This window comes from Microbacterium sp. NPDC077184 (assembly GCF_040687055.1).
GTDB lineage: Bacteria > Actinomycetota > Actinomycetes > Actinomycetales > Microbacteriaceae > Microbacterium.
In genome coordinates this window covers 18,825-42,510 of the sequence record NZ_JBFBMM010000006.1, presented here as the reverse complement: position 1 = coordinate 42,510, position 23,686 = coordinate 18,825, and the positions used below count along the sequence as shown (strand labels likewise).

Below are 23,686 nucleotides of genomic sequence, written 5' to 3'. Positions count from 1 at the left end.
GCCGAGGCCGACGCCGCGGCATCCGTCGGCGGCTCCTCCTTCGACGACGCGGCTCTGCGCGAGGCCATGAACCGCGTGCGCACCGAGGTCGGCAAGGCCGTCGTCGGACAGGACGGCACCGTCACCGGGCTCCTGATCGCGCTGCTGGCTCGCGGTCACGTGCTGCTGGAGGGTGTGCCGGGAGTCGCCAAGACGCTTCTCGTGCGCGCGTTCAGCACCGCCCTGGGCCTGGACACCAAGCGCATCCAGTTCACCCCGGACCTGATGCCCGGCGACGTGTCGGGTTCGCTCGTCTACGACGCGCGGACCGGCGAGTTCGAGTTCCGCGACGGACCGGTGTTCACCAACATCGTGCTCGCGGACGAGATCAACCGCACCCCGCCGAAGACCCAGTCCGCCCTCCTGGAGGCGATGGAGGAGCGCCAGGTGTCGACCGACGGCGTCTCGCGGCGTCTGCCCGACCCGTTCGTCGTCGCCGCCACGCAGAACCCGATCGAGCACGAGGGCACCTACACACTCCCCGAGGCGCAGCTGGACCGGTTCCTCCTGAAGCTCATCGTGGAGGCGCCGTCCCGCGAGGCCGAGATGACGGTGCTCCGCCGCCACGCGAGCGGGTTCGATCCGCGCGACCTCGCCGCCGCGGGCCTCGTGCGCGCCGCGAGCATCGACGAGGTCCACGCGGCGCAGCGTGCCGCGGCGCGGGTGGACGTCTCCGACGACCTCCTCGGCTACGTCGTCGATCTCGCCCAGGCCACCCGCCGGAGCCCCTCGGTGCAGGTGGGTGTGAGCCCCCGCGCGACCACGGCCCTCCTCGCCGCGGCGAAGGCATGGGCGTGGCTCGGTGGCTACCCCGCGATCACCCCCGATCACGTGCAGACCATGCTCGTGCCGACGTGGCGTCACCGCATCCGTCTCCGGGCGGATGCCGAGCTCGAGGGCGTCTCGGTCGACGCCGTCCTCACGTCGGTGCTGCAGCAGACCCGCGTGCCCGTCTGACCCGCCGTGTTCGTCACCGCCCGCCTCCCCCTGCTCGTCGCCGCCGGCGCCGTGCCGGTGGTGCTGCTGTCGCTCGCGGGCATCGACGCCTGGATCGCCGCCGGGGCGTGGCTGCTCCTGTGCATCGCCGTGACGCTCGTCGACGCCTTCGCCGCCCCCGATCCCGGCGACCTGCGCGTGGAGCGCTCCCTGCCGAGCAGGGCGCGCCTCGGCACGCCGGTGACCACCGACCTGACCCTCCGCAACGCGGGATCACGGCGCATCCGCGGGCGCGTGCGCGACGCCTGGCAGCCCACCGCGGGCGCGCCGGCCGACCGGCCGCGCATCGACATCCCCGCGGGTGAGGCGCGCACGCTGCACATCCCGCTGCTCCCCCGCCGGCGCGGCGAACTCACCTCGCGTTTCGTCGTCGTCCGCGCGGAGGGGCCGCTGCGGATCGCGGGACGCCAGCGCCGCCTCGACGCCCTCGGCGCCATCCGCGTGCTCCCGCCCTTCCACGCCCGTCGTCACCTGCCCTCGCGCCTCGCGCGTCTGCGCGAACTCGACGGCAACACCAGCGTGCAGGTGCGCGGACAGGGCACCGAGTTCGACAGCCTGCGCGAGTACGTCCGCGGAGACGACGTCCGCTCCATCGACTGGCGCGCCACCGCGCGCACGGGCACGACGATGCTCCGCACCTGGCGGCCCGAACGCGACCGGCACATCGTCATCGTCATCGACACCGGACGCACCTCCGCCGCGCGCGTCGGCGACGGCGTGCGCATGGATGCCGCGATGGAAGCGGCGCTGCTCCTCTCGGCGCTCGCGACCCGCGCGGGCGATCACGTTCACCTGGTCATGTTCGATCGCGCCGTCCGCGCCCGGGTGAGCCGCGAGGACGGACCGGCACTGCTCCCCGCTCTCGTGGACGCGATGGCACCGGTGGAACCGCAGCTGATCGACACCGATTGGGACACCGCGATCGCACAGGTCCGCGCGCTGACCTCCCGCCCGTCGCTCGTGGTGCTCCTGACGGCGCAGGACGCCGTGGGCGCCGCGCGCGGATTCCTCGCGACGCTGCCCGCGCTGACCCGCGATGCGGTCGTGCTCGTGGGCTCGGTCACCGAGGATGCGGCATCCGTTCCCGACCGTCCCGACGTCGATGACCTCTATGCGCAGGCGGCCGCGGCGCGCGCCGAGCGGGATGCGGCCGCGGTGGCTGCGGCGGTCGTCCGTGCCGGGGCCGATGCGATCGCCGGCTCACCGGACGACCTCCCCCCGCGGATCGCCGACCGCTACCTCGCCCTCAAGGCCGCAGGCCGCCTGTAGCGGAGCGCCGACACGCGAGGTCATTTCGCGCGGCGAGTCTGGGAAAAACCTGGGTGCGTCGGTACTCTCACGTCGAGGAAAGGAGTCCGCCATGTCGGATGCCGCCACCACCCCGTCCACGGCGACCAAGCTCGTCGCGGAGGCTCTGGGGACGTTTCTGCTGGTTTTCGGTGCGATCGGGACGGCGCTCGTCGCCGGAGAGGTCGTCGGAGTGCTCGGGATCTCGCTGGCCTTCGGTCTGACGATCCTCGCGGGCATCTACGCCTGGGGCCCGATCTCGGGCGGCCACTTCAACCCCGCGGTCACCGTGGGGCTCGCCGCCGCGGGACGTTTCGCCTGGAAGGACGCCCCGGCCTACATCATCGCCCAGGTCATCGGCGGGGCGCTCGGGACCACGCTCATCGTCCTCATCGGCCTGTTCGGCCCCGAGGGATGGCTCACCGCCGCGCAGGACGGCGGCTTCGCCAGCAACGGCTTCGGCGGGGCATCCCCCGGCGGCTTCGGACTGGGAGCGGCGATCATCGCCGAGATCCTGTTCACCGCGATCTTCGTGCTGATCATCCTCGGGGTCACGCACCCGCAGCGGGGCACGGCGGGCTTCGCCGGCATCGCGATCGGTCTCACCCTGACCCTGATCCACCTCGCCTCGATCCCGATCGACAACACCTCGGTCAACCCCGCCCGGTCGATCGCGACCGCCCTGTACGGCGGCGGTGAGGCACTCCTCCAGCTGTGGGTGTTCCTCGTCTTCCCGATCGTGGGCGCGCTCGTCGCGGGTCTGCTGCACCGCGCGCTGTTCGAGCCGAAGGGGTCGGTGCCCCCGGCCCCCAAGGAAGCACGCGTCAAGTAGCCCCGCCGTCGGTGAAGAACGCGGGAGAAATCGCGCGAAACGGGGCCGGAAATCCCCGACACGCCGAAGATCACCCCGGGGTTTGACGGGGGTCGCACACCGCGAACGACGACAGGCCCGCCCCGGAGGTTCCGAGGCGGGCCTGTCGTGTCGATCAGACGTCAGCGCGGTGTCAGCGCAGGTCGAACCGATCGAGCTCGGTGACCTTGCCCCAGGCCTTCACGAACTCGCGCACGAACTTCTCGTTCGCGTCGTCCGAGGCGTAGACCTCGGCGAGCGCGCGCAGCTCGGAGTTCGAGCCGAACAACAGGTCGGCACGCGTTCCGATGCCGACGACCTCGCCCGAGCCGTCCTTCGTGCCCTGGAACGCGTGGGCTCCCGGGTCGAGCGGCTTCCAGGTGGTGCCGAGGTCGAGGAGATTCACGAAGAAGTCGTTCGAGAGGACTCCCGGACGCTCGGTGAAGACGCCGAGCTGCGATCCGTCGTAGTTGGCGCCCAGCACGCGGAGCCCGCCGACGAGGACCGTCATCTCCGGCGCGCTGAGGGTGAGGAGGTTCGCCCTGTCGACCAGCAGGTACTCCGCCGGCAGCTCGGCGAGCGGGCCGTAGTAGTTGCGGAACCCGTCGGCGACCGGCTCGAGCCAGTCGAAGGACTCCACGTCGGTCTGCTCGATCGAGGCGTCGGTACGACCCGGGTGGAAGACCACCTGGGCCTCGACACCGGCATCCGCCGCCGCCTTCTCGACCCCCGCGTTGCCGGCGAGCACGATGAGGTCGGCCAGCGACACCTTCTTGCCGTCGGCGCGGTCGGCGTCGAACGAGGCCTTGATGCCCTCGAGCACGCCGAGCACCTTCTGCAGCTGGGCGGGGTTGTTGACGGCCCAGTCCTTCTGCGGGGCTAGCCGCACACGCGCGCCGTTGACGCCGCCGCGCTTGTCGCTGCCTCGGAAGGTGGATGCCGCGGCCCACGTGGTCGAGACGAGCTCGGCCACGGTCAGCCCGGAGTCCAGGATCTGCGCCTTCAGCGCCGCCGCGTCGGCGTCGTCGATGAGGACGTGGTCGACCGCGGGGATCGGGTCCTGCCAGATGAGGTCCTCTGCGGGGACCTCGGGGCCGAGGTAACGGGCCTTGGGTCCCATGTCGCGGTGAGTCAGCTTGAACCACGCGCGCGCGAACGCGTCGCCGAACGCCACCGGGTCCTCGAGGAAGCGGCGCGAGATCTTCTCGTATGCCGGGTCCATGCGAAGCGCCAGGTCGGTGGTCAGCATGCGCGGCTCACGACGCTGCGACGGGTCGTGGGCGAGGGGAACCATGTCGGCGCCTCCGCCGTTCTTCGGACGCCACTGGTGCGCGCCGGCCGGGCTCTTGGTGAGCTCCCAGTCGTAGGCGAACAGGATGTGGAAGAACTCGTTGTCCCAGCGGGTCGGGTGGTAGGTCCACGTCACCTCGAGGCCCGAGGTGATCGTGTCGTCGCCCTTGCCGGTGCCGTAGGAGTTGCTCCAGCCCAGGCCCTGCTCCTCGAGACCGGCGGCCTCGGGGTTCACGTCGAGGTGCGCGTCGGATGCCGCACCGTGGGTCTTGCCGAAGGTGTGCCCGCCGGCGATGAGCGCGACGGTTTCCTCGTCGTTCATGGCCATGCGGCCGAACGTCTCACGGATGTCGTGCGCGGCGAGCAGCGGGTCGGGGTTGCCCTCCGGGCCCTCGGGGTTGACGTAGATGAGACCCATGTGGGTCGCGCCGAGCGGACCGCGGAGCTTGCGGTCGGACCCGGTGAAGCGCTGGTCGCTTCCCATCCACTCGGTCTCGCCACCCCAGTACACGTCGTCGTCGGGCTCCCAGACGTCGGGGCGCCCACCGGCGAAGCCGAAGGTGTTGAAGCCCATGGACTCCAGCGCGACGTTGCCGGCGAGGATCATGAGGTCGGCCCACGATAGCGACTGGCCGTACTTCTTCTTCACGGGCCACAGAAGGCGCCGCGCCTTGTCGAGGTTGACGTTGTCGGGCCAGCTGTTCAGCGGCGCGAAGCGCTGCTGACCGGCACCGCCGCCACCGCGGCCGTCGGTGACGCGGTAGGTGCCCGCGGAGTGCCACGCCATGCGGATCATGAGCGGACCGTAGTGTCCGAAGTCGGCGGGCCACCAGTCCTGCGAGGTGGTCATCAGCTCTTCGATGTCCTTCTTCACCGCGGCGAGGTCGAGCGACGCGAACGCCTCGGCGTAGTCGAAGTCCTCACCGAGCGGGTTCGCCACGGCGGGGTTCTTCGCGAGGATCTTCAGGTTCAGCTTGTTCGGCCACCACACGCGGTTGGCCTCGCCCGCGGTGGGATGGGGCATCGAGGTGTGGACGACCGGGCAGCCGCCGGCTGCGGCCTCGGGCTCGTCGGTGACGGTGACGGACTGTTCGGGCTCGACCTCCCCGCCGACGCCGGCGGTGGCCTCATCGTGATGGGACATGGTGTTCCTTCCTCGAGGGGTGGGGTGACGGATGCCGGTTCAGGTGACGGGTGCGCCCGCACAGGCGGGGCACACCCCCCAGAACGTGACCTCCGCGGAGGCCACGGTGAACCCGCGGGAGTGGGAGGGGGTCAGGCACGGCGCTTCGCCGACGACGCAGTCCACGTCTTCCACCGCGCCGCAGCGCGAGCAGACGAGGTGGTGGTGGTTGTCGCCGACGCGGAGCTCGTACATCCCCGCGCGCCCGGCCGGCTCGATCCGGCGGGCGATGCCCGCGTCGGTGAAGTCGCCGAGGGCGTTGTACACCGACTGACGGCTGGCGCCCGGCATCCGTTCGACGACGAGCGGGAAGAGCTCGTCGACGGAGGAGTGCGGGCGTGCCGCGAGCGCGCCGAGCACCGCTCGTCGCGACTCGGTGACCCTCAGGCCCGCGTCGCGCAGAACGGCGCTCGCGTCGGGTCCGGAGTGGTCGTCATGCACCCCGCCATCCTAACCCTTTTTTGATCAGATCAAAAGAAGAGCGGATGCCGGATCACCCGGCGACGAGGGTCGGGGTGCCGGCGTCCGCCTCGTCGAGATCGCCCGTCTCCCCCAGCCGGACGGCGCGTCGCCCCACGACCAGCATGTAGACGAGGAACAGGGCGAGGGCGAGCGCGCCGATGCCGATCTTGATCGGCCACGGCCACGGCTGCGCGGTCACGAAACCCTCGATGAGACCCGAAACGGCGAGCGCGATGACAAGCCCGATGGCGATGGTCGCCAGCGATCGTCCGGCCGCGGCGAGGGCCTCTCCGCGCGAGCGTCGGCCGGGCGCCACCCACGCCCAGAAGATGTGCAGGCCCGCCGCCCCCGCGACGAAGATCGACGTGAGCTCGAGCAGCCCGTGCGGGAGGATGAAGAGCAGGAACACGTCGCCCCGGTCGAAGGCGAGCATGATGGCGGCGGCTGTTCCGACGCCCACGGCGTTCTGAACCAGCACCATCAGCGGCCAGATGCCGGTGATGCCGAACAGGACGCACTGCGCGGCGATCCAGGCGTTGTTGGTCCACACCGTCCCGGCGAAGACCGCCGCGGGGTTCTCGCTGTAGTAGTCCGTGAACTGCTCTTCGGCGTACTGCTCGAGCTGCAGCTGCGGGCCGAGGCTCGCCACGAGCGCCGGGTCGCCCGAGACCCAGAACGCCACGACCGCGCCTGTGGCGATGAACGCGAGCGCGATCACGAGCGTGGTCCAGCGCACGCGGTACAGCGCCGCGGGCAGCTGGAGCACGAAGAAGCGCGGGATCTGTCGCATGACGTTCTCCGGCGCCCCGGTGAGCTTCAGCCGGGCGCGGGCGAGGACGGTCGAGAGGTAGTCGCCCTGTGTGGTGCGACCGGCGGAGGTCTTGAGGTCGGCGAGATCCGCGGATGCCGCGCGGTACCGCTCGACGAGCTCATCGATCTCGGCTCCGGTGAGGTGACGCTGCCGGCTCAGGGCGTCGAGGCGCGCCCACTCCTCGCGCCGTGCGGAGGTCAGGGCGTCGAGGTCCATTTGATTTACTGTACCCATGGCCGCCGACCCGATCCTCGTCCAGATCCATCAGGACGAGGTGCTCACCGGGGAGGCCGTCGCCCTCGACGTGCAGCCGGTCGGCTTCTTCCTGCGGGCCCTCGGCGTCCTCATCGACATGCTGGCGAGTCTCGTGCTCCTCCTGCTCTTCGCGCTCGTGGCGTCCTGGATGGTCGGCGCCGGCGTCGTGGACGAGACCGTCGTCCCGATCCTCACCATCGTGATGGTGGTCCTCGTCCTGGTCGTCCTGCCCACCGTGGTCGAGACGACCACGCGCGGGCGGAGCCTCGGCCGACTCGCGGTCGGCGGGCGGATCGTCCGCGCCGACGGCGGGGCATCCGGATTCCGACAGGCCTTCATCCGGGCGCTCACCGGCGTCCTCGAACTGTGGTTCACCTTCGGCGCCCTCGCGGCGATCGTGGGGGCCTTCACGCCGCGGTCCCAGCGCCTCGGCGATCTGCTGGCCGGCACCTACTCCGAGCGCACGCGGACGCCGAAGCTCGTCGACACCCCGCTCCCCGTCCCGCCGCCGCTGGCCGCGTGGGCCGAGATCGCCGACGTCGCGCGCCTTCCCGACCCGCTCGCGCGCCGCATCGCGCGGTTCGCGGTGTCGGCCCCGAACCTCGATCCGGCCGTGCGGGCACGGCTCGCCGCATCCCTCGTCGAGGAGTCCCGCGCGTTCGTCTCTCCGCTTCCGACGATGGATGCCGAGACCGTGCTGCGCGGTATCACCGCCGTCCGTCGCGAGCGCGAGGAGCGGGCCCTGCAGCTCCGCGCCGAGCGCGTCGACACCCTCGCCCGGCACGCCGGCGACCCGCCCCGCGGCTTCCCCGCCCGCTGAACCGCGGGCCCGCGGAACCGCACACGCGAAGAGCCCCGGGCTCGACGCCCGGGGCTCTCTGCGAGCGTCAGTAGCGGTAGTGCTCGAGCTTGTAAGGCCCCTCGACCGGCACGCCGATGTAGGCGGCCTGGTCACGGGTGAGCTCGGTGAGCTGCACGCCGAGGGCGTCGAGGTGCAGGCGCGCGACCTTCTCGTCGAGGTGCTTGGGGAGCACGTAGACCCCGGTGGGGTACTCCTCGCGCTTGGTGTACAGCTCGAGCTGGGCGAGCACCTGGTTGGTGAAGGATGCGCTCATGACGAACGAGGGGTGGCCGGTGGCGTTCCCGAGGTTCATCAGGCGGCCCTCGCTGAGGATCAGGACGCTGCGGCCGTTCGGCAGGCGCCACTCGTGCACCTGCGGCTTGATCTCGATGCGCTCGGCACCGGGCAGCGACTCGAGCGCGGCCATGTCGATCTCGTTGTCGAAGTGGCCGACGTTGCCGACGATCGCGAGGTGCTTCAGCGACAGCAGGTCATCGACCGTCACGACGTCCTTGTTGCCGGTCCCGGTGATGAGGATGTCGATCTGGTCGGCGACGTCGGTCAGACGCGCGACCTGGTAGCCGTCCATCGCGGCCTGGAGTGCGCAGATCGGGTCGACCTCGCTGACGATGACCCGCGCGCCCTGACCGCGGAGCGCCTCCGCCGCACCCTTGCCGACATCGCCGTACCCGGCGACGAAGGCGACCTTCCCGCCCACGAGGACGTCGGTGGCGCGGTTGATCCCGTCGGGAAGCGAGTGACGGATGCCGTACTTGTTGTCGAACTTCGACTTCGTGACCGAGTCGTTGACGTTGATCGCGGGGAAGAGCAGCTCACCCGCCGCGAAGAGCTCGTACAGGCGGTGGACGCCGGTCGTGGTCTCCTCGGTGACGCCGATGATTCCCTCGGCCATGCGGGTGAAGCGCTGCGGATCGCGGGTGAGGCTCGCGCGCAGGATGTCGAGGATGACCCGGTACTCGCCGGAGTCGCCCGCGGCGGCATCCGGCACTGCTCCCTCGCGCTCGAACTGGACGCCCTTGTGCACCAGGAGCGTCGCGTCTCCCCCGTCGTCGAGGATGAGGTTCGGACCGTCGGCGCCCTCGGCGCTCCAGTCGAAGATGCGGTCGGTGCAGCGCCAGTACTCCTCGAGCGTCTCGCCCTTCCACGCGAAGACGGGGACGCCGGCGGGAGCGTCGACCGTACCGGTCGGGCCGACCACGACGGCCGCGGCGGCTTCGTCCTGCGTGGAGAAGATGTTGCAGCTGGCCCAGCGCACCTGCGCACCGAGGCTCACGAGCGTCTCGATGAGGACGGCGGTCTGCACCGTCATGTGCAGGGACCCCGCGATCCGCGCGCCCTTGAGCGGCTGCAGCGGACCGAACTCCTCGCGGAGGGCCATGAGGCCCGGCATCTCGTTCTCGGCGAGGCGGAGCTGGTGGCGTCCGGCCTCGGCGAGGCTCAGATCGGCGACCTCGAAGTCGAGGGCGGGAACGGCGGGAGCAGCGGCGGTGTCGATGGACATTCCGCCATTGTCCCACGCGCCGGATCGAGGCCGGCGGCGTGCGTCAGACGCGCAACGTCTCGTGACGGACGACGACCCACCCGCGGGGGACGGAGAGTCGATCGGTGTGGATGGCGCACAGATCGTGGGCGTGCGGGTCGTTGCCCGCTCCCAGCGGGCCGAGGGCCGCCATCTGATCGCCGTAGTCGTACGTCAGGGTCGTCACGGCCTCGCGGGCGCACCCGACCTTGGAACACAGTCTCTCGCGCATCGCCTCGACCCTAACCGCGAAGGACGCGAGTCGGACGGATGCCGCGCCGCACGACGTAGGCTGTGTCCATGGCATGGCGGCGTACGCGCACTCCGGAGAAGGCTCCGGCCCGTCGCTCCCGGCACGGTCGGCACGGACGCGAGGGCCGCAGCGCCGTGGTCCGTCCTCCGCTCCCGCCGCTGGACACCCGGGTCGAGCGGTTCGACCTCGCCGTCGGCACCGCGGTGGAGTTCCTCCGCTCGGCGTGGCCCGAGCTGCGCGAGGTCCGGTTCGAGATCGCCGAGATGCCCACGGCGGCGGATGCCGACGGCATCCCGCGCTGGAGCGTGCTGACGGACGAGCGTCGCATCGTGCTCTACCGACTGCCGATCGAGCGCCTCGGCCACCCGCACCGCGACGACGACCTGCACCGGCGCATGATCGTCGAGGGTGCCGTCTTCCGTGCCGCCGCACAGTATCTCGACCGTGATCCGTGGGATCTCGGTCACGACCGCTTCCACTGACGCGGCGTCCCTTCCTCAGGGGTAGACGATGATCGGCGGAGCCGCGGCATCCGCCGGCCACACGGGGTAGCCCGCGAGGGCGCCGTCGCCCGAGAGCGACACCGCCGCACGGACGGGCACGGATGCCGCGTCCAGCGTGTACACGGTCTGCGGAGCCAGCCGCAGGGTCGTGCTCTCCCCCGCCAGGACGATGACCTCGACGCGGGACCCGCCGTCGACGGCGGCGAGGACGACGGTGGCGTCCTGGTCGCCGGGGTTCTGCAGGGTCAGCACGGGTTCGGGACCGGCTGGAGTGGCGAAGACGCTCGGGACGTCGACGAGCGGCGCGGGCGTGTACCACGCGAAGTCATCGCCCGCCTCGAAGCCCGTGGCCTGCCAGACGGCGCTGACGACCGGCTGATCGGCCGCGACACCGACGGTGTAGCTGCCGTTCTCGAGCCCGCCGAGGTCGACCTCGAGCGGCTCGCCGGCGACGAGGTCGACCTCGGTCGGGGTGAGGGCGGGGGTCGAGGATCCCACGGGCGTCACGGTCACGCGGACCGTGGCGTCCGCGGACGGCGAGAGCACGCGCACCAGGGTGGGCACCTGGGCCGCGTCGACCGTTCCGCCGGTGACCGTGACGCCGAGGATCGCGGCATCCGTCGCCGGCTGCGCGAGGGCGCCGACCTGGTCGACGCCGCCGGCGGTGAGGGTGCGCGTGATGCTCGACTGCAGCGACGCCTGCACGGGGGCACCGGTCGCCTGCACGCGCACGACCGGGCGCTCTTCGCCGATGGCGAGGCCTGCGAGCGGAACGACGCCCTGCGAACGCGGCGGCACCACGACGCCCGCGCCGCCCGGCGGGACGGTGAGCCCCTCCGCGCCGAACACGGCGAGCTCGACGGTCGCGGCGACGTCCCCCGGGTTGCTCAGCACGACGAGGTCAGCGGCTCCGGTGGCGGCAGAGCCGCCCACGAGCCAGGACTCCAGCAGCGGAGGGCGACACGCGGATGCCGCGTACCCGGCGAGGTCGGGCTCGGCGATCTGCGCGGAGGAGGCGGCGGCGATGTCGGCGCGGGTGCGGCCCTCGGGGAGCGCCGTGAACGCGGCACCTCCTTGGCCTTCGGTGAGGAACGGCGCATCGAGCGCGGCGGCATCGGGAACGGGCACCTCCGCGCGTGCTCCCGCCATGACCGCCGCCGTCGCGGCGATGCTCAGCCCGTCGGCGGCGACGGGGTCGCGCCCGAGCGAGAGGAGCCCCCCGCCGCAGGCGAGGACCACGGGAGCGGGCGCGGGGACCGCGGCGATCTCGGCGGGATCGCGCTGGATCGTCGGCCATGGCGCGGTGAGCCCGGCGACCACGGCGACCACGACACCGGCCGCCACCGCTCCGCCGCCGATCAGGCGCGCGCCGGTGCGGGCGGCGCGGCGGCCCCGGCCCTCACTCATACGGATGCTCCTGTCGTGGGGCCGACGGTGCGCGGCGTCCGGCGCGCCTCGCGCCGGGACGCGGCGGTGGGGACGGCCAGCAGCAGCGCGATGCCGACGACGACGAGCTGCGAGATGGCGATGGCCGTGGCGATGTCGCGGATCGCGGTCGGCTCGGCCGGGCGGGGGGTGATCTCGGGGGTGATGCGCCAGAGCGTGCCGCGGGCGGTCTCGCCGACCCCGTCGAGCGTGCCGCGCTGCGCGATCGCGTTCGCCGCCGACAGGCGGGTGCCGCGGGCGATGTCGGATTCCGGCGGCGCGGCCGAGGCGAGGAGGACGAATCCGACTCCGCGCGAGGCGAGCGCCTCGACGGCGCCGTCGGCCGACGACGTGACGAGGTCGGCGGCGATCTCGGCGACGAGGACATCCGCCGGCGCGGCGACGGTGCGGGTGCGCAGCGACGTCGCCTGACCGTCGAGGGTCTCGGTGGCGCCCCACACGACGCGCGCCGAGAGGCCGCCGTCGTTCTGAGGCGTGAGGATCATGGTGCCGACGTCGGGATCGCCGCGCCCTTCGGCGCTGACGTAGGCCGGGAGGGTCGAGGCGGGGCCGTCGGTGAGGTTCGAGGTGCCGCGTGCGACGGCGGTGAGGGCGGGCACGGCGAGGACGAGGATGCTCAGGCACGCTGCCGCCCCCACGAGGACCCGCGTCCACCGCGCGGGGGCGGGAAGCCCTGCGTCGAGGGTCACGGTCGCTCCGCCGACCAGCCCGAGCCAGGCGAGACTGAGGGCCGCTCCCGGCCAGGTCGGCACGGGGACGGACTGCGCGAACGACACCGCGATCCCCACCGCGGCGAAGGCCGTGCCGAGACCGAGCGTCGTGATCACGAGCATCGCGACACCCTGCGGCCACCGACGGGTGACGGGGGCGAGGAGGGCGAGGACCAGCACCGGGGCGGCGAGGAGCGGCACCCACCAGGACGGGACATCGCCGAGGAACGACGTCCAGCCGAGGAGATCCGGTGCGGGGATGCCGAACACGAGCAGGGTGCGGCCCGCCGCATCGGCGGCCACCTGCGCTCCGGTCCACACGGCGCCGGGGTCGGCGAGGAGCGCCCACCCGTCACCATCGGCGATCGCGCGCCAGATCAGCGGCACGGCGAAGACGACGAGCGGCACGATGACCCACACCAGCCGGCTGGCGCCGCGACCGCCGAGCGCGGTGAGGACGACGAGCACCGCCAGGAACCACAGCACCACGAGCGCGGGGACGAGAGAGGGGGATGCCGCCGCGACGGCGACCACGAGGAGCGACGCCATGCCCGCGCCGGTCCAGGAGCGGTGGGCGACCGAGCCCGCGACGAACAGCCACGGGAGGAGCAGGTGCAGCAGCACGGCCGCCGGACGCCCCGTGGTCAGCGCCGCGAGGAACGTCGGGGCCAGGGCCCACAGGACGCCGGCGACGATGCGCAGCGACGACCGCTCGGTCAGGCGGGTCGCGGCGAACCAGCCGCCGAGCGCGGCGAGCGGCAGGGCGGCGACCCACAGGATCACCAGCGAGAGCGAGGGCGCCCACGGCGTGAACGATCCGACGATCGCGACGAGGGCCGCGAAGGGATCGGCGGGGGCGATCGTGTCGAAGCCCTCGGCGCGGAGTCCGAAGCGCGTCTGCGCCCACAGCTGGCCGAGGTCCGCGCTCAGCGGCAGCACTCCTCCGCCGCCGAGGACGGGCCAGGCCAGAAGCGCGGGGAAGGCGGCGATCGACACCACGAGGGCGCCGAGGACGAGCCACGGCGCGCCACCCGAGAAGAAGCGCAGCTCGCCGCGGCGGTGCGCGCCCGCGACGAGATCGTCGACGGGCTCGTGGTCGAGCCGTTCGCGGAACTCGGCGCGCGACATCCGCAGCTGGTCCAGCTGCCGCCACGACATCGTCCGGTTCTTCGCGATCCGTCGTCGCGCACGGACGACGGCCGCCAGCCGCACGGCGACGAGGATCGACGCGGCCCACTCGGGGGCGATGAGACCGGGGTCTTTGCGCAGGAGGTGCAGCAGCGAGCGCGCCACGGCGAGCGGGAGCAGGGAGAGCCAGTGCAGCGGCACGACGAACCAGGGCGCGTACGCCAAGCGGCGGTGCAGCTGCGCGGTGCGCGACGACAGGGCCGCCGCGCGGCGCCGACCGGCTGTCAGCGGCTCGGGTTCACCCGCGACGCCGTCGCCGGCGGTGGCCACGACGGCGCTGGAGACGAGCGAGACCCGGTCGCCTGCGAGACGCGCGCGGATGCCGAGGTCGAGGCCCTCGTCGGCCCCGAGGAGCGCGCGGTCGAGGCCGTCGAGCGCGCGCCAGCGGTCGGATCGGACGAGGATGCCGCGGACGTCGGCGCCGAGGGCGTCCTCGCGCGCGTCGTGCTGGCCCTGGTCGAGCTCGCCGTCGGAGACCCCCACGGCCCGTCCCCCGCGGGTCATCGTCACGCCGAGCGAGACGATCTCGGTCCGATCGTCCCAGCGGACGACCTTCGGGGCGACGTAGGCGACCGTCGGCGAGAGCTCGAGGATGCCGGCGAGGCGCTCGAGCGCGTCCGGCTCGGGCGCGGTGTCCTGGGCGAGGAGCCATACCGCGTCGCCGTCCAGGCGCCGGGTGGCGAGAGCGACGGCTTCGGCGTAACGGGTCGAGGCCGGCGCGGTGATCACGCCCTCCGCGGGCGCCGCGGAGACGACGTCGCGGACGCCGGGGTCATCGCCGCACACCACGATCGTGAGCACATCGACCGGGCGCGTCTGCGCGCGCAGCGACGCCAGCGTGCGACGCAGGTGGTACGCGGCCGGCGTGCGCCCGTCGGGGCGCACCACGAGGAGGGCGTGAACTCGGAGGGGCATGACGGGGAAAGCCTAGGCGGGGGCGGCGCGGGGTCGTGGCGCACGCGCCGTGGCGCGCGGAGCGCGGTGCGGGCGGGAGCGGCTGCCGCTCAGCTCGCGCGGCGCTTGAGCTTGCGACGCTCGCGTTCGCTGAGGCCGCCCCAGATGCCGAATCGCTCGTCATTGGCCAGCGCGTACTCGAGGCACTCGGTGCGCACGTCGCACGTGGTGCACACGCGCTTGGCGTCGCGGGTCGATCCGCCCTTCTCCGGGAAGAAGGCCTCCGGGTCGGTCTGGGCGCACAGGGCGTCGGTCTGCCAGGCGAGGGCGTTGTCCTCTTCCTCCACGGCCGGCCGGCGCACACCCGGCACACCGAGGTTGACCGGATCGACGAACCAGTCTTCTGGAACGCCGGAACGATAGTGCGAAGTCGTCATCTCTCGTTCTCCCCCCTGGGAATCCCCCATCACGCGTTTTGCGCTTGAGTAATTACACCCGTGTCATTCCCGGAGGTCAAGTCGCAGATAGTAAATCCTCAACCCGGTATTGAACCTTTGCGACGCGCCGGGCGTGTCGAACCGTTCGATAACGGTCCGACCCTCACCGCCCCGGCGTCGCGACGAAGACGGTGCCGGTCCCGCGGAGGGTCAGCGGCCCCTCGTCGGCGCTCGCGAACACCGCCTGTCCGGGGCGGAGGCGCACGGCATCCGATCCCGCAGAGGAGACCTCCACGTCGCCCGCGACGGCGAGCGCGATCGCATCGCCGGATGCCGGGAGCTCGACGTCGTCGCCGGCGACGTCGGCGCGCACGAGGGCGAAGTCCGACACCGGCACCGGGTACTGCACGATCCCGGCCGAAACGGCCTCGGCGGCGACGGTGGGCGCGGCGGAGGGCCGGGCATCCAGGACGCTCAGGAGTTCGTCGATGTCGATGTGCTTCGGGGTGAGCCCGCCGCGGAGGACGTTGTCGCTCGCGGCCATCAGCTCGACGCCGAGGCCGGACAGGTAGGCGTGCAGGACGCCGGCGGGGACGAAGAGCCCCTCGCCCTCACGGAGCTCGACGAGGTTCATCAGCATCGCCACGACGATCCCGGGGTCGCCGGGGTACGCCGCCTCGAGCTCCGCCACGAGGGCGAGCTCGGCGGCGAACTCCTCCGACGTCGCCGCGAGCGCGGCGTCGATGACGGCGCGGGTGTCGCCGTCGGAGGAGGGCGCGAGCACCCACTCGATGACGTCCGCGAGCGAATCGACCGCCGTGGCCAGGCGCTCGGCGAGCGGCGCCGCCGACAGACCCAGCTCGGCGATGAAGCGGCGGGTGGTGTCCAGGTCGCGGATGCCGGCGAGCGCCCGGAACGTCGGACTCACCGCCACGATGAGCTCGGGCTTGTGGTTCGCGTCGCGGTACGTGCGCGTCGGGGCGTCGCGATCGATGCCGGCGGCCTCTTCCCGCGCGAAGCCCTCGATCGCCTGCGGACGCGACGGGTGGGCCTGGATCGAGAGCGGCGACCCCGCCGCCAGGAGCTTCAGCAGGTACGGCAGCGCCTGCTCCTGGGCATCCGTCGCCCCCAGGACCTCGTCGAGACGTCCGTCGGGGGTCTCGGCCGGGTCGCCGGGGTGAGCGCCGAACCACACCTCGGCCTCGGGGCGTCCGGAGGGCTCGCGCCCCTCGAGTTCGGCGATCAGCGTCGTCGAGCCCCAGGCGTAGTCGCGCGGCTCATTGCGGAGGGGTGCCAGCATGCCCCCACTTTATTCGGCGGGCCCTCGCTCGCCCGTCGCGCGCGCAGGAGGGGCGCGGGCGGCGGGGGTACCCTGAGGGACGATGGCCGTCCACTCGAAGCACCCCGCGTCGGCACCGCCGACCGCTCCGGTGCGCGAGAAAACCGGACACCTGCTGCTCCGGGGCTGGTGCATCCTCGTGCTCGTGCTCGCCCTGGGCGGCACCGCGTGGGTGAACGCGTTCGGCGAGACGGTCGCCGCGGTCGGGGCGATCGCCTCCGGCATCCTGTCGGTGATCCTGTGGGTCGTCGTGCGGCCGCCGGTCCAGTGGCGGCGTCTGCCGTGGTTCGCCGTGGCGTACGTCGCGTGGGCGACGGCCTCCCTCCTCTGGTCGGCATGGCCGGCGACGACGGCGCTGACGCTGCTTCTGCTCTACATCACCACCGTGCAGGCCCTCTTCGTCGGCACCGTTCTGACGTGGGCCGAGCTCGTGCGCGCCGTCGCGTCGGCGCTGAAGTGGGTCATCGGCCTCTCGCTCGCCTTCGAGCTGTGGGTGTCGCTGTTCATCGGCGGACCGCTCCTCCCGGGTTTCATCATCCCGAGTGAGCCGGCAGCGGATCCGATCCTGTATTGGTCGCGCGACAACCTGTTCGACGGCGGACGCATCCAGGGGATCATGGGCAACGCCAACCTCCTCGGCTCGGTCGCTCTTCTCGCCATCATCGTCTTCGCAGTGCGCCTGGGTGCACGCGCGCCTCGACGGGTCACGCTGTGGATCTGGATCGCCGTGTCGGCCTACCTGCTGGTGCGCTCCTCGTCGGCCACGGCGTTCGTGGCCGGAGCGATGGTCGTCGTCGTGCTCGTCACCGTGCTGCTCATGCGCCGCGCACGCCGCCCCGGCGAGCGCACCCGCTACTACATCGCCTACGCCGTGATCGCGATCGGCGGCGGGATCACACTGTGGACCCTCCGCGACACGATCTTCGGCGCGCTCGGTCGCGACTCCGACCTCACCGGGCGCGAGCAGATCTGGGAGCAGGTGCTCGCCCGCGCGAACGAGCACCCCGTGATCGGGTGGGGCTTCGCCACGCCCTGGCTCCCCTCCGACCCCGCCTTCGACCGCTGGATCGTCGACCACGGCCAGACGGTGATGCAGGCCCACAACGTGTGGGTGGACGTCTACCTGCAGCTCGGTGCGATCGGCGTCGCCCTGCTCGGACTCGTGTACCTGGCCTTCGTGTGGCGGGCCTGGTTCTTCGCCGTCGACCGCCCCCGCTGGGACCTCCGCGCCGACCGCCCCTACTCCGCGCTCACGCTCCTCCCGACGCTCGTGGGAGCCGTGGTGCTCGTCCAGGGCTTCGCCGAGTCCACGCCGCTGCTGCTGTGGGGATGGATGTTCGTGGTCATGTTCGGCGCGAAGATCAAGCAGTCGCCGCACGTCGGCGTCGGGCCCGCCGAGCAGAGCGCGGCCATCGAGCGCGGCGAACCGGCGAAGCAGGCCCCGTGAGCGGCGGGGGAACCCCCTCCTCCGGTTCCTCCGGGTGGGTGACGACTCTCCTCGCCTCGGCATCCTTCGCCCGCGCCTACACGCTCACCGTCTTCGCGGCGGTGTTCGCGTCGTTCGCCATCGAGCGGCTCATGAGCCCGACCACGTACGTGACGATCGTCGCCGGGCTCTGCCTCCTCGGCATCGGAATCCTCATCGCGCGGCGCGACGAGATCGCACTCCTGCGGCTCGTCCCGTTCACGGTGCTCGCGTTCATCGCGTGGGCGACGATCAGCGCGGTCTGGAGCACGGATGCCGCCGCCACGCTGCGGAACGCCCTCACCCTCGCGGGGATCGGGCTCCTGGCCGTCGTCATCGGCCACATCCGCGACACCCTGCAGACCGTTCGCGCGCTCGGCGATGTGCTGCGGACGCTCCTCGGCATCTCGCTGGGCGTGGAGATCCTCTCCGGCATCCTCCTGGACACGCCCTTCCGCTTCCTCGCCGTCGAGGGGAACCTCGCCTCGCTCGGGCCGGTCCAGGGCATCTTCGGCACCCGCAACCTGCTGGGCTTCGTCGCGGTGCTCGCCCTCATCACCTTCCTCATCGAGTACCGCACGCAGTCGGTGCGCACCGGGGTGTCGGTCGCCTCGGTGATCCTCGCGGGGTCGCTCGCCGCGTTCAGCGACTCCCCCACCGTCCTCGTCCTCGCTGTCGCCGTCGGCCTCGCCGTCCTCGCGCTGGTGCTGGTGCGCCGCGTGCGCCCCGCCCGCCGACGTGCCGTGCAGTTCACCCTCGGCGGGGTCGTCGTCGTGGGGATCGCCGTCGGCTACGCGCTGCGGCATCCGATCGTCGCCCTCCTCGGCGCGGGCACCGACTTCTCGATGCGCGTCGACCTGTGGAACCTGATGGTCGACTACCTGCGCTTCCGCCCCGTCCAGGGGTGGGGCTGGTACGGCCCGTGGGACGACGGCGAGTTCCCCTTCAACGCCCTGAACTTCGCGCTGCGCTCGGACCACGCCACCGGCCTCAACTCCTATTTCGACGTGCTCCTCCAGCTCGGCTGGCTGGGCCTCCTCCTCTTCTTCGCCCTCGCCGGCATCGCGCTGGTGCGCTCGTGGCTGGTGGCGACCGAACGCCGCTCGGTCGTCTACGCCTGGACGCCCCTCCTCCTCGTCGCCCTCCTCGTCGACTCGATGTTCGAGAGCTTCACCCTCACCGGCCTCGGCTGGCTCATGCTCGTGCTCTGCGCCGTCCGCGCCGGCCAGTCGCGCTCGTGGCGCGAGCGCATCGGCGAGCGCCTCGACCCGAGCCTTCCGCCCGCCGCACCGGGGCTGTAGAGCGGCATCCGCCCCTCCCGGGGAACGCGAAAGCGGGCACGGTAGGCTTACGCCTCGGCCCGACGCCCTCGGCGCCCCCGCGAGCCCCTTCGGAGAAGCCCCGTGCCCCACGTCCTGCAGAACGTCGTCTTCCCGACCGACCGCGATCCGGACCTCCTGCCCCTGTACGTCGACCCGGAGACCTGGTCGGTCATCGATGAGGAGCCCGTGCGCGTATCGAACCGCGCACAGCTGGGGAACATCCTCGGTCGCACCACGGCCCGGATCGTCGCCGGCCGACGGGTGTCGTTCGGCACCTACTTCAACGCCTTCCCCGCGTCGTACTGGCAGCACTGGACTGCGGTGCGGCAGGTCACTCTGACCGTCGACACCGAGGGCATGGCGACGATCCTCGTCTACCGCTCGAACGGAGCCGGCGTCCGTCAGCGCCTCGAGACCCGCGAGGTCGAAGGAGCCACGCATTCGACTTTCGATCTCGTGCTCGACCAGTACAGCGACGGCGGCTTCATCTGGTTCGACATCGTCGCCGACGACGACACGGCGATCTTCCGCGGCGCGCAGTACAGCACGGAGCAGGAGCCCGCCCGCGCCGGCAAGGCCTCGATCGGCATCACCACGTACAACAAGCCCGACTACTGCGTCGGCACGCTCCAGGCACTCGCGGCCGAACCGGAGGTGCTCGAACTCATCGACCGCATCTTCCTGGTCGATCAGGGTGACCGACGCGTCGACGGCGAAGCCGAGTATCCCGACGTCGCCGCGTCCCTCGGCGACACGCTGCAGGTCATCACCCAGCCGAACCTCGGCGGGTCGGGCGGATTCGCCCGCGCGATGTCTGAGTCGCTCGAGCGCCCCGAGAGCGACTTCGTGCAGCTCCTCGACGACGACGTGCGGATCGAGCCCGAGTCTCTCCGACGCTCGGTCGTTTTCGGTCGTTTTGCGAGCACCCCCACAATCGTCGGCGCGCACATGTTCGACCTCCTCGACCGGCCGAAGCTGCACGCGTGGGCCGAGGTCATCGACGACGCGCCCTTCATGTGGCGTGCGCTCTATCAGGAGAAGCTGCCGCACGATTTCAGCGTCGCCAACCTCCGGCAGTCGCCGATCCTGCACCAGCGACTGGATGCCGACTACAACGGCTGGTGGATGTGCCTCATCCCCCTGTCGATCATCCGCGAGGTGGGCCTCGCCCTTCCGGCGTTCATCAAGTGGGACGACGCGGAGTTCTGCATCCGCGCCCGGAACGCCGGCTACCCCACGGTGTCGATGCCCGGCGTCGCGCTGTGGCACGTCTCGTGGGTCGGCAAGGACGACTCGATCGATTGGCAGGCGTACTTTCACGCGCGCAACCGGATCGTCGCCGCGCTCCTGCACTCCCCCGTGCCCGACGGCGGCACACTCCTCCGGCACAGCCGCCGGGTCGACCTCAAGCACCTGATGATGATGCAGTACTACCCGGTCGCGCTCCGCCACCGGGCGCTGCGCGACATCCTCTCGGGACCCCAGCACATGCGCGCGAACCTCGCCACGGCGATGCCCGCGGCGCGTGCCCTCGCGAAGTCCTTCCCCGAGACCGTGGTGCACAAGGACGCCGGCGTGCCGCTGCGCGCCCGCCGCGGACGTGTGGTGTTCAGCAAGCTCAAGAATCACGAGTTCGACAGCCCTCGCGGCATGCGGCTGCGCTGGTTCACCGCGACCACGCTCATCGCGCATTGGCTGCACGCACCGAAGCCCGAGAACGTCAGCCACCCCGAGGTCGAGTTCGGCAAGCTGGACGCGCACTGGTGGCGGGTTCCGCTCTACGACAGTGCGCTGGTCAGCGCCGCCGACGGCTCGGGCAAGAACATCTACACCCGCGACCGCGCCCAGTACCGACGGATGCTGCGCGACACCGTCCTCCTCCACCGCCGTCTCCGGCGCGAGTGGCCCGCCCTGTCGGCGAAGTACCGCGCGGCAGCGGCGGAGCTGAGCTCGGTCGACGCGTGGCGGCGGACGTTCGGAGAGGCCTCGTGAGCGGCATCAGCGCATTCGATCCGGCATCCGCGACGATCGCGATCGTCACCTACAACCGTTCGGGGCTGCTCACGCGGCTTCTCGGGAGCATCGCGTCGATGGAGCCGAAGCCCGGACACGTCGTCATCATCGACAACGCCTCGACCGACGACACCGGTGACGTCGTGGAGTCCTTCCGCGACACGATCGGTGCCGAGCTGGTCTACCGCCGCATGGAGACCAACACCGGCGGTTCCGGCGGCTTCAGCGAGGGCATGCGCGTCGCGCACGAGATCGGCTCCACCTGGATCTGGCTCATGGACGACGACGTCGAGGTCATCCCCGACGGCCTGGCGAAGATGGGCAAGTGGGCTCCGCGCTTCCAGAGCATCCAGGGACGCCGCTACGACTACGACGGCAGCGAGTTCTACTGGCAGTACCGCGTGGCCGAGCCGCTCGGCATCCCGATCCCCTTCGCTCCCGCCGGCTTCGACGCGTCCGGGTACAAGGAGATGAACTCCGGATGCTTCGAGGGCATGTTCATCCACCGCGACATCGTGTCGCGGATCGGCCTGCCCGACCCCCGCTTCTTCATCTACTGGGACGACCAGCTCTACGGCTGGCTCGCGTCGCGTCAGACGACGTCGGTGATCGTCGACGAGTTCGTGCTCCGTCGGACGCGCGAGATCAAGCAGTGGGACATGGGCATCCGCCACATGAACGCCTCGAGCAACGCGTATCGCTACTACATCATGCGCAATCGGGCATACATCAAGCACTACTACCGCGAGCTCGGTGTCTACCGTCCGGTGCCGTTCGCGATCGGAACGGCGCTGACCTTCGGCAAGGAGCTCATCCGGCTCTTCTTCGTCGAGCGGACCGTCCGCGGGACGTCCAACCTCTTCCGCGGCCTGCGCGACGGCGGAAAGATCTCGCGCGACCGGTCGTGGAAGCCGATGCCTCCGCTGTCCGGCTGACGGCGGGGCGGTTGCAGCGACTGCCTTTCCCTCTCAACCCGCGGGTCGAAACACACCGAGCATAAGAAGACGCGACAGGGGAAGCTCGGCTCCGAAGATGTCGCCATCCGCCTTTGCCAAACGCCACCGCGCGTTGGCGAGCACCTCACGGTAGGTCTCCCGTACAGCACCGTCCAGCAAGTCGAGATTCGCCTCCGCGTACTCAAAAGCCGCGGTCGGGTTGGCGGAGTCGGGGTATCCCGCTCGTTCGGCGATCGTGAGCGAAAGCCGAGAAGGACCCTGGGGGATGTCGTCGGGAGAACCGTAAGTCGTGTAGGGCGCGATCTCGGCGGAGCGCAACGGACCGCCGAGATCGCGCTGACGATCCCGAGCGTCATCGAGGGTCCATGCGTGCCGCGGTTCGTCATACTCAAAGACGGCCGCCTCCGGACTCAACAGAGCGGTGAGAGCGAGGATGTCGTCCCCCTGACCTCCGAATGCACCCTCTCGGGTCCGCGCGTGTCCCCGGCGCGCGAACCCCACGTTCTGCAAGGGGGACACTCCCGTGAGATGCAGACCGATGTGTTCGGCCGCAGAGTGCAGTCCGTTCCGGAAACCGAAGTAGTACACCTCGCTGGCGCCCTCGTCTTCTGGATCAACCCCCAACGCCCGCGCAGCAATCGCCATCTGCGCGCTCAAGGCGTCGCGCACCGCTCCGGGTTTTGCCGCTCGGGCCGCGAGCGAGTTCAGATCAGTCCAGCCCCACGCTCCCTTGTGCGCTCCCGCACCGAGCCCGAACAGCTCGAACTCCGCGCGCCGACGACGACGAGGCCCGAGGGGACCTAGTCCGTCGTAAACCCCGGCGAGCCCTGACGCCCACAGCCGCAACCCGTCTTCAGGTCGCGATTCTCGCCATTCGGCCACGTCGTCGACACTCGACCGAGCCGTACCCCAGGTCGTCGCCAGCCTGTTCGCGACGACATTGTCACGTGCGGTCACATCGCCCGAGCGGAGTCGGCTGATGAAACGCAAGTCCTGCTGCTTCCCTGCGGCGACGGCGGCTGCATAGACGGCACGGGAATCCAAGCCCCCGGAAAGGTGCAGAACACTGGACCAGCCGTTCTGGCATGAGAGAGCCGAGATCGTTCGCGTCATGGAAATTGCGGCGTCACGCACTTCTCCCGGCACGAACGCGTCACTCCGGAGCAACTCGGCAGCTGTCGTTCCGACTTCCGTAACGGCCAATTGCCTGATGTCGATGCGGATATTGGTCCCCGGGAGGACGAACCGTACCTCTTCGATGATCGTGTCCGGAGACAGCTGCTGACCCGCTATCTGACTCGGCGCCGCGCGAGCGGTGAGGACCTCCTCGTGCGGGTTGACACTGTCATTCAGGGCCCGTCGAAGGGCAGCGAGGACCAACAGCGAATCTGACGCTGCGACGAAGCCGCGCCCCGTCGTCGTGAGCAAGCGGACGTTGCCGAAGAAGTCCCGCTCGAGAGTGAGGTCATCGCGGTTCCACCCGAGCCGAACAAACTCGCCCACGTGTGTGGATGCGGCGCTCCTGAGCGGCTCGGGTGATGCCGACCAGCCGTCCGCGCCGAAGACGACAGCCCCTGCCTCATGTGCGATGAGATGTCCGCGAAAG

The 23,686-nt window shown here is 71.2% G+C and carries 19 protein-coding genes; 9 read left to right on the top strand and 10 right to left on the bottom strand.

Features of this window, described 5'->3' with window-relative positions:
• Nucleotides 1-66: 66 nt before the first annotated feature.
• From AB0O93_RS11625 to AB0O93_RS11615, 3 genes are all read left to right on the top strand, one after another.
• Nucleotides 67-996, top strand: a complete 930-nt coding sequence (locus tag AB0O93_RS11625; RefSeq protein WP_363343850.1) for a MoxR family ATPase — start codon at nucleotides 67-69, stop codon at nucleotides 994-996.
• A 6-nt stretch (nucleotides 997-1,002) separates the two neighbouring features.
• Nucleotides 1,003-2,304, top strand: coding sequence for a DUF58 domain-containing protein (locus tag AB0O93_RS11620; RefSeq protein WP_363343503.1), 1,302 nt, complete (start codon nucleotides 1,003-1,005; stop codon nucleotides 2,302-2,304).
• Between the two features lie 91 nt (nucleotides 2,305-2,395).
• Nucleotides 2,396-3,154, top strand: coding sequence for an aquaporin (locus AB0O93_RS11615; RefSeq protein WP_363343502.1), 759 nt, complete (start codon nucleotides 2,396-2,398; stop codon nucleotides 3,152-3,154).
• Nucleotides 3,155-3,326: 172 nt separating this feature from the next.
• On the opposite strand, the gene katG is transcribed toward AB0O93_RS11615, so the two are convergent.
• From katG to AB0O93_RS11600, 3 genes are read right to left on the bottom strand one after another with little or no spacing between them, the layout of a single operon-like run.
• Complete coding sequence (katG, locus tag AB0O93_RS11610; RefSeq protein ID WP_363343500.1) at nucleotides 3,327-5,606, bottom strand: catalase/peroxidase HPI; 2,280 nt, start codon at nucleotides 5,604-5,606, stop codon at nucleotides 3,327-3,329.
• Nucleotides 5,607-5,645: 39 nt separating this feature from the next.
• The gene (locus AB0O93_RS11605) at nucleotides 5,646-6,086 is read right to left on the bottom strand and encodes a Fur family transcriptional regulator (protein ID WP_363343498.1); all 441 of its coding nucleotides are present in this window, start codon (nucleotides 6,084-6,086) and stop codon (nucleotides 5,646-5,648) included.
• Nucleotides 6,087-6,138: 52 nt separating this feature from the next.
• Nucleotides 6,139-7,134 (bottom strand): stage II sporulation protein M, encoded by a 996-nt coding sequence (locus tag AB0O93_RS11600; protein ID WP_363343496.1) that lies wholly within the window; start codon nucleotides 7,132-7,134, stop codon nucleotides 6,139-6,141.
• A 16-nt stretch (nucleotides 7,135-7,150) separates the two neighbouring features.
• Here AB0O93_RS11600 and AB0O93_RS11595 point away from each other — a divergent pair, with 16 nt between their 5' ends.
• Nucleotides 7,151-7,993, top strand: coding sequence for an RDD family protein (locus AB0O93_RS11595; protein ID WP_363343494.1), 843 nt, complete (start codon nucleotides 7,151-7,153; stop codon nucleotides 7,991-7,993).
• A gap of 67 nt (nucleotides 7,994-8,060) precedes the next feature.
• Here AB0O93_RS11595 and ahcY read toward each other — a convergent pair whose 3' ends face one another.
• Nucleotides 8,061-9,536, bottom strand: coding sequence for an adenosylhomocysteinase (gene ahcY, locus AB0O93_RS11590; protein ID WP_363343492.1), 1,476 nt, complete (start codon nucleotides 9,534-9,536; stop codon nucleotides 8,061-8,063).
• Between the two features lie 43 nt (nucleotides 9,537-9,579).
• On the bottom strand, nucleotides 9,580-9,786 hold the full coding sequence (locus tag AB0O93_RS11585) for a DUF3499 family protein (RefSeq protein ID WP_053547717.1): 207 nt from the start codon (nucleotides 9,784-9,786) through the stop codon (nucleotides 9,580-9,582).
• A gap of 68 nt (nucleotides 9,787-9,854) precedes the next feature.
• Here AB0O93_RS11585 and AB0O93_RS11580 point away from each other — a divergent pair, with 68 nt between their 5' ends.
• Entirely contained in the window at nucleotides 9,855-10,289 is a 435-nt protein-coding gene (locus AB0O93_RS11580) for a metallopeptidase family protein (protein WP_363343490.1), read from the top strand.
• Between the two features lie 15 nt (nucleotides 10,290-10,304).
• Here the strand turns inward: AB0O93_RS11580 and AB0O93_RS11575 are convergent, their stop codons facing one another.
• From AB0O93_RS11575 to manA, 4 genes are all read right to left on the bottom strand, one after another.
• Entirely contained in the window at nucleotides 10,305-11,717 is a 1,413-nt protein-coding gene (locus AB0O93_RS11575; protein ID WP_363343488.1) for a DUF5719 family protein, read from the bottom strand.
• Nucleotides 11,714-14,569 carry a glycosyltransferase gene (locus AB0O93_RS11570; RefSeq protein ID WP_363343486.1) on the bottom strand — a complete coding sequence of 952 codons (2,856 nt, stop codon included), beginning with the start codon at nucleotides 14,567-14,569 and terminating at the stop codon, nucleotides 11,714-11,716. Before AB0O93_RS11570 ends, AB0O93_RS11575 begins: the two co-directional genes overlap by 4 nt.
• Before the next feature lie 89 nt (nucleotides 14,570-14,658).
• Nucleotides 14,659-14,985, bottom strand: coding sequence for a WhiB family transcriptional regulator (locus AB0O93_RS11565; protein WP_363343484.1), 327 nt, complete (start codon nucleotides 14,983-14,985; stop codon nucleotides 14,659-14,661).
• A gap of 163 nt (nucleotides 14,986-15,148) precedes the next feature.
• On the bottom strand, nucleotides 15,149-16,285 hold the full coding sequence (manA, locus tag AB0O93_RS11560) for a mannose-6-phosphate isomerase, class I (protein WP_363343482.1): 1,137 nt from the start codon (nucleotides 16,283-16,285) through the stop codon (nucleotides 15,149-15,151).
• 82 nt (nucleotides 16,286-16,367) lie between these two features.
• Here manA and AB0O93_RS11555 point away from each other — a divergent pair, with 82 nt between their 5' ends.
• The 4 genes from AB0O93_RS11555 (at nucleotide 16,368) to AB0O93_RS11540 (ending at nucleotide 22,059) form a co-directional block, all read left to right on the top strand.
• The gene (locus AB0O93_RS11555) at nucleotides 16,368-17,771 is read left to right on the top strand and encodes an O-antigen ligase family protein (RefSeq protein ID WP_363343480.1); all 1,404 of its coding nucleotides are present in this window, start codon (nucleotides 16,368-16,370) and stop codon (nucleotides 17,769-17,771) included.
• The gene (locus AB0O93_RS11550; RefSeq protein ID WP_363343478.1) at nucleotides 17,768-19,090 is read left to right on the top strand and encodes an O-antigen ligase family protein; all 1,323 of its coding nucleotides are present in this window, start codon (nucleotides 17,768-17,770) and stop codon (nucleotides 19,088-19,090) included. The genes AB0O93_RS11555 and AB0O93_RS11550 overlap by 4 nt, the downstream gene beginning before the upstream one ends.
• A 102-nt stretch (nucleotides 19,091-19,192) precedes the next feature.
• The gene (locus AB0O93_RS11545) at nucleotides 19,193-21,103 is read left to right on the top strand and encodes a glycosyltransferase (protein WP_363343476.1); all 1,911 of its coding nucleotides are present in this window, start codon (nucleotides 19,193-19,195) and stop codon (nucleotides 21,101-21,103) included.
• Nucleotides 21,104-21,108: 5 nt separating this feature from the next.
• The gene (locus tag AB0O93_RS11540; RefSeq protein WP_363343848.1) at nucleotides 21,109-22,059 is read left to right on the top strand and encodes a glycosyltransferase; all 951 of its coding nucleotides are present in this window, start codon (nucleotides 21,109-21,111) and stop codon (nucleotides 22,057-22,059) included.
• 33 nt (nucleotides 22,060-22,092) lie between these two features.
• Here AB0O93_RS11540 and AB0O93_RS11535 read toward each other — a convergent pair whose 3' ends face one another.
• Entirely contained in the window at nucleotides 22,093-23,583 is a 1,491-nt protein-coding gene (locus AB0O93_RS11535) for a hypothetical protein (protein ID WP_363343474.1), read from the bottom strand.
• Nucleotides 23,584-23,686: the final 103 nt, after the last annotated feature.